The sequence below is a fragment of the Actinoplanes sandaracinus genome (genome assembly GCF_030009775.1).
Lineage (GTDB): Bacteria > Actinomycetota > Actinomycetes > Mycobacteriales > Micromonosporaceae > Actinoplanes > Actinoplanes sandaracinus.
The window spans coordinates 123,569-137,435 of record NZ_JASCTH010000006.1 but is presented as its reverse complement, the minus strand read 5'-3'; the positions used below and the strand labels follow the sequence as shown (position 1 = coordinate 137,435).

Annotated in this window: 10 protein-coding genes; 3 read left to right on the top strand and 7 right to left on the bottom strand. The window is 70.8% G+C overall.

Annotated features, from left to right (window positions below):
• Positions 1-425: 425 nt before the first annotated feature.
• Positions 426-1,889: a replicative DNA helicase gene (dnaB, locus tag QLQ12_RS10960; RefSeq protein ID WP_407651456.1), complete on the bottom strand. Its 1,464-nt coding sequence runs from the start codon at positions 1,887-1,889 to the stop codon at positions 426-428.
• 391 nt (positions 1,890-2,280) lie between these two features.
• Here dnaB and QLQ12_RS10955 point away from each other — a divergent pair, with 391 nt between their 5' ends.
• Positions 2,281-5,811 (top strand): hypothetical protein, encoded by a 3,531-nt coding sequence (locus QLQ12_RS10955; RefSeq protein ID WP_282759130.1) that lies wholly within the window; start codon positions 2,281-2,283, stop codon positions 5,809-5,811.
• A gap of 152 nt (positions 5,812-5,963) precedes the next feature.
• Here QLQ12_RS10955 and rplI read toward each other — a convergent pair whose 3' ends face one another.
• The 5 genes from rplI to QLQ12_RS10930 form a co-directional block, all read right to left on the bottom strand.
• Positions 5,964-6,413 carry a 50S ribosomal protein L9 gene (gene rplI, locus QLQ12_RS10950; RefSeq protein WP_282759128.1) on the bottom strand — a complete coding sequence of 150 codons (450 nt, stop codon included), beginning with the start codon at positions 6,411-6,413 and terminating at the stop codon, positions 5,964-5,966.
• 14 nt (positions 6,414-6,427) lie between these two features.
• Entirely contained in the window at positions 6,428-6,667 is a 240-nt protein-coding gene (gene rpsR / locus QLQ12_RS10945) for a 30S ribosomal protein S18 (RefSeq protein ID WP_007073789.1), read from the bottom strand.
• Positions 6,668-6,705: 38 nt separating this feature from the next.
• A complete protein-coding gene (locus tag QLQ12_RS10940) occupies positions 6,706-7,284 on the bottom strand; it encodes a single-stranded DNA-binding protein (RefSeq protein ID WP_282759120.1) in 579 nt (192 codons plus the stop codon).
• 65 nt (positions 7,285-7,349) lie between these two features.
• On the bottom strand, positions 7,350-7,640 hold the full coding sequence (rpsF, locus tag QLQ12_RS10935) for a 30S ribosomal protein S6 (protein ID WP_014448192.1): 291 nt from the start codon (positions 7,638-7,640) through the stop codon (positions 7,350-7,352).
• A gap of 291 nt (positions 7,641-7,931) precedes the next feature.
• Entirely contained in the window at positions 7,932-8,930 is a 999-nt protein-coding gene (locus QLQ12_RS10930; RefSeq protein ID WP_282759112.1) for a hypothetical protein, read from the bottom strand.
• A 128-nt stretch (positions 8,931-9,058) separates the two neighbouring features.
• Between QLQ12_RS10930 and QLQ12_RS10925 the strand changes: the two genes are divergently transcribed.
• Together QLQ12_RS10925 and QLQ12_RS10920 are read left to right on the top strand one after the other, a co-directional pair.
• Positions 9,059-9,835, top strand: coding sequence for a deoxyribonuclease IV (locus QLQ12_RS10925; protein WP_282759110.1), 777 nt, complete (start codon positions 9,059-9,061; stop codon positions 9,833-9,835).
• A gap of 22 nt (positions 9,836-9,857) precedes the next feature.
• Positions 9,858-12,242, top strand: a complete 2,385-nt coding sequence (locus QLQ12_RS10920) for a hypothetical protein (protein ID WP_282759108.1) — start codon at positions 9,858-9,860, stop codon at positions 12,240-12,242.
• Between the two features lie 6 nt (positions 12,243-12,248).
• Here the strand turns inward: QLQ12_RS10920 and QLQ12_RS10915 are convergent, their stop codons facing one another.
• Positions 12,249-13,772, bottom strand: a complete 1,524-nt coding sequence (locus tag QLQ12_RS10915) for a glycosyltransferase family 87 protein (protein WP_282759106.1) — start codon at positions 13,770-13,772, stop codon at positions 12,249-12,251.
• Positions 13,773-13,867 lie beyond the last annotated feature (95 nt).

Here is a 13,867-nt window from a genome sequence, read left to right as displayed (position 1 = left end):
ACCGCCCAGGCAACCAACCGCCCGAGCACCTAGACCACCCGACCAGCAACCGCCCAGGCAGCTAGGCCACCCGGGCGGTCAGACCGCCACCCGGGCGGTCAGGACCACCACCCGGGCGGTCAGACCACCGGGCAGCCCGGGGAAGCCGGGGCAACCGGGCAGCCAGACCACCGGGCAATGCGGGCAGGCCAACCGGCGCCTGGTCGCGCCCACGGGGTTGGCCTCGCGGGCACGCCACCAAGGCGCGGCCCGCACCGTCTGGCGCGGCCCGCACCGTCTGGCGCGGCCCGCACCGTCTGGACAGGCGGTGATGGGGCAGCCACCCGTTAGGCGCGCAGCGGCCTGGAGTCGCAGAGGCGCCGCGAGGTAGGCCCGGAACGCGGTGGTGCGGTTGAGGGCGGCTGCGAACGTACGAAATATGGGCTTTAGATCGCCATGTCGACGAACCGGGACAGGTGCAGCTGCGCCGCCACCGTGATGGTGTCGGTCGGACCGTTTCGGTGTTTGGCGACGATGAAGTCGGCCTCGCCCGCGCGAGGTGACTCCTTGTCGTAGTAGTCGTCGCGGTGGAGCAGGATCACGACGTCGGCGTCCTGCTCGATGGAGCCGGACTCACGCAGGTCGGAGAGCTGAGGGCGCTTGTCGGTGCGCTGCTCGGGCCCACGGTTCAGCTGACTGACCGCGATCACCGGGCACTCGATCTCCTTGGCGAGCAGTTTGAGGCCACGGGAGAGTTCCGAGACCTCCTGCTGGCGGCTCTCCGTCTTTTTCGGCGAGGACATGAGCTGGAGATAGTCGATGACCAGCAGCCGCAGGTTGTGGCGCTGTTTGAGGCGGCGGGCTTTCGCCCGGATCTCCATGAGGTTCATGTTGGGCGTGTCGTCGACGAAGATCGGCGCCTGACTGATCTCGCCCATCCGGCGGGCCAGTTTGGTCCAGTCGTCGTCGGAGAGCTGGCCCGAGCGCAGCGTGTGCAGCGGGACCCGCGCCTCGGCGGAGAGCAGACGCATGACCATCTCGATCTTGCTCATTTCGAGCGAGAAGATGGCGCTGGCGTGACCGTGCTGGATCGCCGCGTTGCGGGCGAAGTCCATGCTCGCGGTCGACTTACCGAGACCGGGGCGGCCCGCCACGATGATCAGCTGGCCGGCGTGGAGGCCGTTGAGCAGGCGGTCGAGGTCTTGGAAGCCGGTCGGGACGCCGGTCATCATGCCGCCGGAGGCGCCGACCGCCTCGATCTCGTCGAGGGTCGGCTGGAGCATGTCGCCGAGGGCCGCGAAGTCTTCGCTGACCCGCTTCTCGGTGACGTCGTAGATCGCCTGCTGGGCCAGGTCGACGATGTCGTCGACGTCACGGCCGCCGTTGCCGCCGGCGCCGTAACCCAACTGCACGATCTTGGTGCCGGCCTCGACGAGACGGCGCAGGATGGCGCGCTCGGACACGATCCGGGCGTAGTAGGAGGCGTTCGCCGCGGTCGGGACGCTCTCGATCAGGGTGTGCAGGTATGGCACGCCACCGACGCGCTGGAGGTCGCCGGAGTCGGCGAGTGCGGCGGAAACGGTCAGGGCATCAGCCGGCTCACCTCGGCCGTAGAGGTCGAGGACGATGTCATAGATGGTCGCGTGCACCGGACGGTAGAAGTCGGTGACCTTGAGGATCTCGACGACGTCGGCGATCGCGTCCTTGGAGAGCAGCATGCCGCCGAGCACGCCCTGCTCGGCCGCCACGTCCTGTGGTGGGGCCTTGTCGAACTGGCCGCCCTCGTAGCCGCCGCCCTTGCCCCCGCCGCCTTTACCGCCGCCGCCACTTCCGCCTCCACTGGAGGATCCCCCGCCACCGGGTTGGGACGGCGGCCGCGACTCCGGCCTCGCGTCGTCGGTGATCGACACCCGGATTCCCCCTCCACTCGGCTCGGCCGCTTTCACGAACGGAGCCTCTCGGTACAACCCCTTCGACTGATCCAGGACTGGATTCAGTGCTTCGTTCCGATCAAAGTCCGCTTGTGAGGCTGGCCCACTGTACGAATCCTGTTGCCACCAGCCCAACTGCCGCGGTGGACGAGTCGGGGGACAACCTGTGGACAGCCCCGGCAACTCCTGTGGGCAGCCCTGTGCACACCGTGTGGACAACTTCTCGGGAGGATGAACCCCATCAGGGGTTTCGTCGTCCTGGCCTGTGGAGGGCAAAAACTTCAAGGGATCAGCGAAAATACCGGCTCGGGTGAGCAAGCCGTCGCACTGAGGCGTTGCGGTTCCGTCTCCGGCACGTCACCCTTTGCAGGTGGACCAACGGGAGTGGGACTACGGCGCCCGCATGTCGCGCAGTCGGCGCGCTGCGGGCTCTTGGCCCACCCGTGAACAGGAGCCCGAGGAGCCGGAGCCCCGTTGGGCGTCACTCACCGACACCGGCAGCTTGGTTCCGAGTGACGAGGCTCTCGCCTGGCAGCGCCGCGCCGACGACTGGGCCCAGCAGGCCGAGGTCGAGCCGCGCCATGGCGGCAGCCAGGCCCTGGAGCCGGTGAACAGGTGGTCCTCCGAGGTCACCGCCACCGGCCGGCCGACGTTCCCGGCCGACCGCACCGGCTGGCGCACCGAGACCGCCGAGTGGCGGGCGACCGGGGCGCGCTGGCGTCAGACCACCGAGTGGCGTTCCGCGACCGGTTCGCACGTCTGGCGGTCCACCACCGAGGCCTGGGGCTCCGAGAACGACACCACCCCGGAGAGGGACAAACCATCCATCCCCGGTACGGCGTGGCCCACCCCCGACTCTGACTCCGACCGTGACGCCACATCGTCGTGGGATTCGTCCGCGACCCCGTCGTGGCGGCAGTCCGCCCCGGAGACGCCGTCCTGGCGCCGCAACGACCCGGACCCGTCGTCGTCCTGGCAGGTCCGCCCCGACGGGCCGGCCGCGACCACTCCGGTCGAGCAGACCCCGTCGTGGCGTCAGCCGTCGACGCAGATACCGACCTGGCAGCAGCCCGCCACCCCAACGCCGTCGTGGCAGCAGCCGCAGACCCCGTCGCGGCCGGAACCGTCCTCGCAGTCGCCCACCTGGCAGCAGTCGCCCGCCCCGACACCGTCCTGGCAGCAGCCGCAGCAGAGCCCCTCCCGGCTGCCCTCGTCGCCCACGCGCTCGCGGCGCCGCTCCGCGGACCCCGGGCCGGCCGCGCCGGCGTCCGGCGGGACCTGGTCCACCGCGGCGGCCTCCGGCCCCGCGTGGTCCTCCTCGGCCCCCACCCCCGGCGCGACCTGGCAGGACCGGCCGGAACCCGGCGAGAACACCACCGGGCTGAGCCGGTGGGAGCGCACCGAGGCGCCCGGCTGGCAGCGATCGCCCGCCGAGGACGCCCGTCACCTGGTGCGGGAAGACGACCGTGCGGCCTGGAACCGCGACGCGGGCTACGGTGAACGGCCCACCCGGGCCGGCCGCCGGCGTGCCGCCGAAGGCGACACCGCGCCGTCCGGTGGGTCCGGCTGGTCGAACGAACCGGACACGGACAACTGGTCCAGGCACACCGACACCGGCAGCATCACGGCCTTCTCCGACCCGGGCCGCGCCGCGGAGACGACCACCTGGGGCGCCCGGTCCGAGGCGCCGTCGCGCCGGGACAGACGCCGGCAGGCCGAGGAGCCCGATCCCGAGCCGGCCGGCCCGCCGGCACCGGCACGCCGCGCGCCCCGGCCCAACCGCCAGCGGTACAACGCCAATGCGTCGAACTGGCGTGAGGACACCTCCTCCTGGGACGCGGAAGAGGACACCAGCAACTGGACCCGTGATCCGGACACCGGCCAGTGGAGCCGTGCCGAGGACGATCCGCGGGTTCTGGCATGGCGTGCGGAAGCCGCCCGGCGCGACTCGATGCGGGAACCCGAGCCGGAGACCCCCGGCCGGCGCGCCCGGCGTGACGAGCCGGCCGGCGGCGTGCCCGGCGGACCGCTGCCGGGCAGCGCCGTTCCGGCCGCCGACGCCGGCGGTGCGGGCTGGCCCGCTCCCGGTGTTCCGGCTGACGAGAGCCAGTCCGCACGCCGTCGTCGCACCAGCGAGCCGTACCGCGCTGACGAGCCGTATCGCACTGACGAGCCTTACCGCACTGACGGCTATGGCGGTGGCCGCCGGCGTCGTGCCGCGGAGCCCGCTCCGGCCGAGGACGAGCCGCTGGGCCCGGAAACGTGGCGGGCCAGCCCGGAGCCCCGGCAGAGCCGGCAGTACCGCCGGATCAACGTCGAGCCCGAGGAGTACCCGACGGACGACGTCCGGCCGGGCCCGATGCCGCCGCAGTGGGGTGATCCCGCCGGCCAGGAGCCACGCCGCCGACCGCAGAGGGAGGAGCCCTGGGCGGAGACGCCGTCGCGGCAGGATCCCGGTTACGGAGCCGCACAGCGCGATCTGCCGTCCGGCCCGGGGTACGGCCCGTCCCGGCCGGAGGCGCCGCGCAGCGGTTTCGGCAGCGCGGCCCGTGAGCTTCCCGCCGGCCCCGCGGCACAGCAGCCGCCCGTCTTCGGCGCCCGTGCGCTTCCGGCCGGTCCGGCGGCGCAGCAGCCCGGCTACGGCAGCCCGGCCCGGGAACTCCCGGCCGCCCCGGCGAGCGGGCCGTCGTGGCTCGAGCAGGAACGCCAGCAACGGCAGGAGCGCCAGGAGCCACAACGGCCGGCGTACGGCAACCCGGCCGGCGGCCAGTCCTGGCTGGAGCAGGAACGCCAGCAGCGTCAGACGCCCCAGGTGCCCTCGTACCGCGATTCCAGCGCCGACCAGTCCTGGACCGACCAGGAACGGCAGCGGCCGCGGCAGGGGCCGTCGTACAGCGTCTCAGGCGTACCGGCGCCGCCGTCGTCCTTCGACGTGCCGCCCGGTGGCGGTTCGCGCTGGCCGGACCCGGCCGAACCACCTCGTCGCCCCGGTTACGGCCCGGCCCGCGAGTTGCCCGCGGGTGGGCCCGCCTGGGCGGAGCAGCAGAAACCCGCGTACGGCGGTTCCTCCAGCGACCTGTCGGCACGCTGGCCGGACCCGCTGACCGACACCTCCGCCCGGCGGGGCTCCGGCGACCGGGACGACCCGCCGCCGCCCGCTGGTGGCGGCCTCGGTGACCGTCCGCCTCTGGCGGACTGGCTCGCCGCCGAACGCGCCGGCCGGCGCGGGGCCGACTATCGAGGCGCCGGGCAGGATGGTGAGACCGACTGGCGCCGTGAGTTGTCCCGCCAGAGCGATCTCGCCGACGGCGAGTCCCGCCGCTATGACACGTCGGACTTTCCTCCCTTTCGGCCAAGCGGCTCAGCCACGGTCGACGGGTCGGCGAATCTGGCCCTGAGTGCCACTTCGGTCATCGCGGTGCCGAGTGCGGCGCCTTCCGCGGCGGCGGACGAGGACACCTCCTGGCCGCCACGCCGGGCGACGGGCGCTTTCCAGGGCACCGGGTCCTACGAGCGGCGGCCGACGGCCGGCGTCGACGAGTTCTACACGAACCGGCCGAACGACCTGCTCGACCCGGACGACGATGAGGAGCCGGCGCAGGCCGGCAGTCCGCTCGCGGCGGTCGGTTACACGGTCATGTGGTACGGCGTACCGGTCGTCCTGTTCATGCTCGGCATGTTGCTGCTCAACAGCGGCCAGCGCACGAACGCATTGGACACGCTGGCCGGCGCCGCCCCGGAGTTCGGAATCTCGCTCGCGCTGAGCATGCTCGTGGCGTACGGCCTGCGCTGGGCGACGACGGCCTGGAAGTCGGCGAGCGTGGGCCTGGCCGCCGCCGTGATGGGTGGTGGCCTCGCCACCGTGCTGAGCTCCGCCATCACCGGCAACAGCCTCAGCTGACGCCGGCGGCTTCTCGCGGCCGGTCACGATCTGGGATTCGGGCGCGGCGACCGTCGGCTCCTTCGAGGCACTCGGCCGATGCCCCACGGTCACCTAGCCGAAACGGCGCGCCAGGCCTGGGCCCGACGCGCCGTTTCAGCGTAGTGCGACGACTACTTGGCAGCCACCACGTTCACCGGGAACGTCGCGGTCACCTCGGGGTGCAGCTTGACCTGAACCGTGTACGAGCCCGTGGTCTTGATGTGACCGGGGAGCTCGAGACGGCGGCGGTCGAGAGCCGGACCACCAGCGGTCTTGACCGCGTCGACGATCTCGGCCGGGGTGATCGAGCCGAACAGGCGGCCACCGTTGCCGGAGCGCGCCTTCAGCGTGACCTTGAGGCCGGCGAGCTGGCCCTTGACCTCGTTGGCCTGGCCCAGGTCACGGATCTCACGAGCCTCGCGGGCCCGCTTGATCACGACGACCTGCTTCTCGGCGCCCTTGGTCCACTGGATCGCGAAGCCCTGCGGCAGCAGGTAGTTACGGCCGTAGCCGTTCTTCACCTCGACGATGTCGCCGGGGGTGCCGAGGCCGGACACTTCCTGCGTAAGGATGATCTTCATCTCGGTGCCCCCTCTCAGCGAGCCGTAGCCGTGTACGGCAGGAGCGCCATCTCACGGGCGTTCTTGACCGCGCGGGCGATCTGCCGCTGCTGCTGGGAGGTCACACCGGTGACGCGGCGGGCACGGATCTTGCCGCGGTCGGAGATGAACTTCCGCAGAAGCGCGGTGTCCTTGTAGTCGATGTAGGTGATCCCGTCCTTGTCGAGCGGGTTCACCTTCTTCTTCGGCTTGCGAAGCGCCGCAGCCTTAGCCATTGCTCAAACTCCTGTTGATGATCTGAAAGCCCGGAGGCTTAGAAGGGAGGCTCGTCGTCGAACGAGGAGTTGCCACCGCCGGAGCGGGAGTTGCCGGCCGGGGCCGCCGTGGCCCAGGGGTCGTCGTTGAAGTCGTTGCTGTTGCCACGAGCTCCACCGCCGCCACTGTTGTTGCCACCGCTGTTGCCACCGAACTGCCGGTTGCCGCCGCCACCACCGGAGCCGAAGCCACCACCGCCACCGCCCGACGAGCGGGTCGCCTTCTGCACGTTCGCCGTGGCGTAGCGCAGCGAGGGACCGACCTCGTCGACCTCGAGCTCGACGACGGTGCGCTTCTCGCCTTCCTTGGTGTCGTACGTCCGCTGACGCAGCCGGCCCTGCACGATCACCCGGGCGCCACGCGACAGCGACTGGACGACATTCTCGGCGGCCTCACGCCAGACGCTGCACGTGAGGAAGAGCGCCTCGCCGTCTTTCCAATCGCCCGTCTGCCGGTCCAAGGTGCGCGGCGTCGAGGCGATGCGGAACGTGGCAACCGCCGCGCCCGAGTTGGTGTAACGCATCTCAGGGTCGTTGACCAGGTTGCCAACGACCGTGATTACGGTTTCTCCAGCCATGAAACTTCTCCTCGCCGCTTGGGTCGTTCAGGCAAAGGGTCTCAGGACCCTCTGACAAAAACGCGTCAGCGGGTCTCGGGACGGATGACCTTGGTACGCAGGATGGACTCGTTGAGCCGGAGCTGACGGTCCAGCTCGGCCACGGCCTCAGGCGTCGCCTGCAGGTCGACGACCGCGTAGATGCCTTCAGCCTTCTTGTTGATCTCGAACGAGAGCCGGCGACGGCCCCAGACGTCGAGCTTCTCCACCGAGCCACCCGCGGTCCTGATCACGTTCAGGTACTGATCGAGCGACGGTGCGACGGTGCGCTCCTCGAGCGAAGGGTCGAGGATCACCATGAGTTCGTAATGACGCAAGACATTCACCTCCTGTGGGCTTAGCGGCCACGGTCTCTCCGTGGCAGGAGGTCTTGTGTCGCTCGCAGAAGAAAACCGTGGGACAGATGGCCCACGGCGAACCCACTGCGAACCGAGCCAGCATACCCAGGTCGGGCGCGAGGCCCAAAAACGGCGACCCCGTCCGAGGGACGGGGTCGCCGGTGGAGAGCCGCGGGGCGTCCGGCCCGATTCGTTGGGTGGGACCTGGGGAGGAACGACCACACCGATGAGGTTGGACGCGTCCGCCCCGCGGAGCTTTCAAAAAAGAGCTTACGCCAGATTTGTACGTGATGCACGTTGCGACACGATTGCCCGAATTGCCGCCACGGCGACGCCCAGGACGCAGACCAGCGCGGTGAGCCCCAGCAGGCCGAGCGGGTGCCCCTCCTCGATCCGGCCGACCGCGGCGACCGGCTGAGCGGCATCGAGACTGCCCGGGCCGGTGGTGTCGGCCACCGTCATCACCTCGTCGGCCGCGGAGGCGGGCGACGCCGCACGGGCCTGCGCCGACGAGGACGGCACGAACGTCTTCTTGTCGCCCGGTGGCATACCGGCGAACGCGGGGACGCCGACTCCCGCCGTACCGCGCAATGGTTTGGCCTTGATCCGTGGACCGATGCCCCCCTGTGGCATGGTCTGCGCCAGGGTGGCCGTGCCCTGCGCCGTGGCCGGGCGCGACTCGGCAGGGCGCCGCGCGCCCTGCCGGACCTCCTTCGACGAGGTACGGCTGGGCCGCGACCCCGGCCCGATCGAGTCGGGCAGCGCCGAACCCGCGGAGGTACGCGACGGCGTGCCGGAACCGGCGGGCTTCGACATCATCACGGAGGCGCCGCCGCTCGCCGGCGCCGAGGTCGGCCCCGGTTCCTCGGAGGAGGACGACGGGGCAGCCGTGATCAGCATCGGCAGGGCGTCCTCGCCGATGGCGCAGTCCGGGGTCAGCAGGACCGCCGTGGTGCCGCGGCGGAACACGACCTCGGCGGCGCCCGCGGCCGGGATGGTGCCCTTCGGCGTCCCGGCGAGTTTGAGCTGCGCGTCGTGCCCGGTCTGGTTGACCACCCGGACGACACTGCTGGCCGGCACCGTCATCGACTCGACACTCGGCTTGGAGCCGCACGACAGGCCGAGGACGCCACCACCGCCGAAGCTGACGTGGCGGTCGTCGGCCTCGACCTGTTCGGCGCTCGCCGTCCCGTTCGTGAGCAGAGGAGCGCCGAAGATCAATCCACTCAGCAGCAGAGCCGCCGTTCGGTACCGGAACTGCCGCGACATGCACTATCCCCCAGTTCAACGCCGGCCCGGGCCGGCATCCGTCAAGCGTGATCAATGGAGGTAACGACGGGCGGCGGAGGCCGGTGACGCGGAGGGGAAGCGTCGTACCCGCGTCGTAGGCTCGTTCCATGCGCATCGGAGCCCACGTCGATTCCGCCGACCCGCTGGCCGAGGCCGCCGCCCGCGGCGCCGAGGCGGTGCAGTTCTTCCTGACCGACCCGCAGAAATACCACTCGCCCAAACCACGCGAAGACGCGGAGCGGATCCGCGCCTCCGGGCTGGACGTCTATGTCCACGCGCCCTACATCGTCAACGTCGCCTCACCCAACAACCGGATCCGCATCCCCAGCCGCAAACTGCTGATGACGCACGCCCGTGCCGCCGCCGAGCTCGGCGCGAAAGGGCTGATCGTGCACGGCGGCCATGTCGGTGCGGGCGCCGATCTCGCCGCCGGTTTCGCCAACTGGAAGAAGGCGTTCGAATACGCCGAGAGCGACGGCGGCCTGCCGGTCCCGGTCCTGATCGAGAACACCGCGGGCGGCGACAACGCGTGCGCCCGCCGGTTCGACGATCTGGCCCGGCTGTGGGAGGCGGTCGGCCCGCTCGGCGCCGGGTTCTGCCTGGACACGTGCCACGCGTTCGCCGGCGGGGAAGACCTGGTCGGCATCGTCGACCGGGTCAAGGCGATCACCGGGCGGATCGACCTGATCCACGCCAACGATTCCAAGGGTGGGTTCGACTCGGGCCAGGACCGGCACGACAACCTGGGTAATGGGAAGATCAATCCCGAGTTGGTGGTGGCCGCGATCCGCGCCTCCGGCGCTCCGGCCATCGTGGAGACACCGGGTGGCGTGGAGGGGCAGACCGCCGACATCGCCCTACTGCGGGAGCGGGCGGGCAACTGACGCACCGCTCTCGGGGAGAGTCATGACCGACAAGTCGCAACCGGCGCCACCCGTGCCCGCTCCCTCCGGAGCGAAACAGGTGTCGCTCGACACGCGGCCGGCCGCGGAGAAGCCGCAGCGCCGATTCGGCCTGTTCCGGGGCAAGAGGCCGGCCAGCACCAAAGCCGAAGAGGCGCCGACGGCCGCACCGGCCGTCGTCTCCGCCGCCGCCGAGGTACGAGCTGAAAGCGACAAAGCGGGCGACAAGGGTGTCCCCGAAGCCGCCTCCGGCAAGGCTCCACAAAAGACTGTCGCGGGGCCCAAGCAGCGCGGGAAACTGCCGACGGCCCGGCCACCCGGCGCCCCGCCGGACCCGTGGACGGCGTTCGCCACGACACCGGAGCAGGAGCCGGGGCGCATCCGCCGGGGCCTGCGGGTGGCGCGGCGCTCCCTCATCCACGAGTACGCCCTGGCGATCTACGCCGCCTGCCTGCTCGCCGTGGCGATGACCTGGCCGACGCTGCGGTACCCCATGCACACCCTCCCGCAGGACCTCGGCGATCCCGCCCGGCAGGCCTGGCAGGTCTCCTGGATCGGGCACATCCTCCTCACCAAGCCGGAACAACTGTGGCAGTCGAACGCCTACTTCCCCGTCCAGCACAGCTTCGCGTTCGGTGACAGCCTGCTCGGCTACGCACTGGCCGGGATGATCGGCACCGGCCCGGGCGCCGCGATCCTGCGTTACAACGTGCTGTTCGTGCTGGCCCACGCGCTGCTCGCGATCGGCGCCTACGCCCTGGTGCGGCAACTCGGCGCCCTGCGAACCGGTGCGGCGGTGGCGGCTGTCGCGTTCACCTACGCGCCGTGGCGGCTGGCGCAGGAAGGCCACCTCGACATCATCTCGGCGGGCGGCATCCCGCTGGCTCTCGCCATGCTGGCCCGCGGCCACGGTTACTCACTGCGGCACGGTTTCCGCCCCGAGCGGCGGCGCATCGGCTGGGTCGCGGCCGGCTGGCTGGTGGCGACCTGGCAACTCTCGCTCGGCTTCTCCCTGGGCATCCCGTTCGCGTACGTCCTCGGCCTGCTCCTCGTCGTCCTGACGGTGACCGCGCTGATCCGTCTCCTCCGCCGGGCGCCCTGGAAGGCGAGCCCTCAAGCCGTTCCCGGAAAGGCGGGTTCCGAGGCGGTCACGCCGCCTTCACCCGGCCCGGCCGGCACACCTGACCCCGCCAAGACCGCCAGCACGGCCACCCTGGCCGAGACCGCGAAGCCATCACCGGCTGTCGTGGCCGAACCTCCCCTGGACCTCTCCAAGGCGGACGTGCTGGAAAGCCCCCACAAGGAACGCCGCCGCTGGTTGCCCGCCACCCGCCGGAGGCGCGCCCCCGCTCCTGCCAAGCCCCGGCAGAGACCGAGGGCCAAGCCGAAACAGGTGCGCGGCTTCGGCTGGTGGCTGATCGTCACCAACATCCTGGGGGCCCAGGTCTTCATCGGGACCGGCCTGCTGATCGCCATTCCGTATGTTCTGCGGGCCAAGGACACCGGCTCCCGGCTCGAGGAGATCACCTTCTTCTCGCCGCCGTTGCGCAGCCTGCTGATCGGCCCGGCCGAATCCCGCATCTGGGGGGCCGCTCACGCCACCCCACGAGAATCCCTCGGCTGGGCCGCCGAGATGTCGCTGCTCCCGGGCTTCGTTCTCTACGCGCTGGCCATCGCCGGCCTGTTCCTGTCGATCTGGCGGCTCCGGCACCGCCTGGTCCTGGTGGCCGGTCTCGCCGTCGCGGTGATCCTCACGCTGGGCACGAACTTCTTCGGTGGCCGCTGGACCTACCTCCCGCTGTTCGGCCACCTCCCGGCCGCGTTCGATCTGCGGATTCCCGGGCGTCTGATGCTGTGGGTGACCCTGCTCCTGGCGGTCCTGGCCGCCGGCGCCACCGATGACTTCGTCCGCCGTGCCGAGCAATTCGCCGCCCAGCGGATCCCGCCGTGGCCCGGCCCGTGGCTGCGCCTGGCCACCCTGACCCCGCTGATCCTGGTCGCACTGGAGGGCTGGAACGCCACAGCGCACCCGGTCGTCCCGCCGCAGCCGTCGGCGATGCGCACGGTGCCCGGCCCGATGCTGGTCCTGCCCACCGCCGAACTCACCGACCAGACGGTCCAACTCTGGACCACCACGAAATTCCAGCGGGTCGCCAACGGCGGCGGCAGCTTCGCCGCTCAGCACCAGAACGAGCTCCGCGCCCGGGTCGCCACCTTCCCGGACGCGGCCAGCACCGATTACCTGATCTCGATCGGCGTCACCAAGGTCCTGCTGCTCCGCGAGCCGGCCATGGGCACCCCGTGGGAGGCCGCCGGCGACCGGCCGGTGGACAGCCTGCACATCCGCCGCGAGGACGTCCCGGACGCGGTCGTCTTCTACCTCAACTGACGGAACTCAATTGCCGACAAGGGTGGCGGGCTCGCCCTTGAAGATCGGCGGCGGAGGCGGGGCCTCCTGAGACGGACCCTGCCCGAAGAACCGGCGCAGTCCGGTGATCCAGGGATGCTCGGGTCCGTCGAGCGGTCCCGCATCGGGGTCGACGCCGCCGTAACTGGCCCGGACGTCGTCGAGTTCGGGCCGCCAGATCTCCCGCACGACGAAACCGCACAGAACCGCCACGGTGATCAGGCGCAGGCTGGACGCGAGCACGAAGGTGCCCTCGGGGATGACGCTCTTGCCGCCGGCGCCGATCAGTTCGGCGTAGAAGGCGGCCAGGTATCCGATCTCGGCGACCGTCCACGCGATGATGGCGCCCCACTTCGGGCGGGCCAGGACGATCAGCGGCAGGAGCCAGAGCACGTACTGCTGCGACCAGACCTTGCTGAAGATCAGGAACGCGGCCACGACCAGGAACGCGAGCTGGCTGAGCCGCGGGCGGCGCGGGGCCAGCAGCCCGAGCAGCATGATCGCCAGGCAGGAGGCGCCGAAGAGGGCGTACGACAGGAGGTTGAGTGTGGGGACGTGGTCGCTGAGCCACTGGAACGGGCCCTGGTCCCCGGCCGTCCCGGTGTTCCATTTGCTGTCCAGGTAACGCCCGATGTACCAGAACGTGCCCCAGTCGACCGGCCGCTCGTCGTTGAGGCGGAAGAAGCGCAGCCAGCTCTCGCGGTACCAGTACCAGACCGGGAAGTTGACCACCGCCCACGTGACCGCGGCCGCCACCATCGAGCCGATCCACGGCCGCAGCCGCCCGGTGCGCAGAGCCAGGACGAGGATCGGGCCGAGGATGAACACCGGCCACAGTTTCGCGGCCGCACCGAGGCCGAAGAGAACACCGGCCCAGACGGGATGGCGCTTGACCCAGAGGTACAGGCCGAAGGCGAAGAGCCCGATCGCGAGGAAGTCCCAGTTGATGGTCGCGGTGAACAGGACGATCGGGGAGAGCGCGAAGATCGCCGCGTCCCACGGCCGGCGTCTACGGAGCGCCAGGATGACCGCGAGACTCGCGACTGCCAGGAGCGACAGCACCAGGGCGTTGGCGTTGTAGAACCAGCTGCCCTGGTTGATGTCCGGGTGGTCCTGCCCGTACGCATGGATCGGCAGCCCGAGCGCGCCCATGAAGTAACCGGTGACCACCGGGTATTCGACCGGGTGGTCCTTGTAGGGCACCTTGCCCTCGTTGATGCCCTCGGCGAAGTAGAGCGCCAGCACGTCGGTGTAGCAGTACCGGGTGTACTGGATGTTCTTCTGCCAGTTGCCGTCCATGCAGGGCGACTTCTGCACCCAGGAGAGCGCCAGGACCAGACAGGCCAGGGCCATCACGATCCGCGGCGCGGTCCAGAACCGGCCGGGCCGCGCGTCCGGGGGCACCGCGTGGGCGCCGAGCGGCCCGCCGATGGCTTGGGAGAGTCCCCGCACGAAACCGTCCGAGGTGGCTCTCGAGACGTCAGGCCGATCGGTAGGCGGTTGGGCGCTCATGTCTTGGCATCATGCCGCATACCGCGCCCGGGAAGGCGACCGACCACGTCCGGCACACCGATCTTCATCAGACGCACAGGTCCCCATAGGAAAGC

What these genes read in the sequence shown, in the direction of transcription:
- rplI (WP_282759128.1), bottom strand. Translation starts at nt 6,413, where the DNA reads ATGAAGATCATCCTTACGCAGGAAGTGTCCGGCCTCGGCACCCCCGGC.
- rpsR (WP_007073789.1), bottom strand. Translation starts at nt 6,667, where the DNA reads ATGGCTAAGGCTGCGGCGCTTCGCAAGCCGAAGAAGAAGGTGAACCCG.
- QLQ12_RS10940 (WP_282759120.1), bottom strand. Translation starts at nt 7,284, where the DNA reads ATGGCTGGAGAAACCGTAATCACGGTCGTTGGCAACCTGGTCAACGAC.
- QLQ12_RS10930 (WP_282759112.1), bottom strand. Translation starts at nt 8,930, where the DNA reads ATGTCGCGGCAGTTCCGGTACCGAACGGCGGCTCTGCTGCTGAGTGGA.
- QLQ12_RS10925 (WP_282759110.1), top strand. Translation starts at nt 9,059, where the DNA reads ATGCGCATCGGAGCCCACGTCGATTCCGCCGACCCGCTGGCCGAGGCC.
- QLQ12_RS10920 (WP_282759108.1), top strand. Translation starts at nt 9,858, where the DNA reads ATGACCGACAAGTCGCAACCGGCGCCACCCGTGCCCGCTCCCTCCGGA.
- QLQ12_RS10915 (WP_282759106.1), bottom strand. Translation starts at nt 13,772, where the DNA reads ATGAGCGCCCAACCGCCTACCGATCGGCCTGACGTCTCGAGAGCCACC.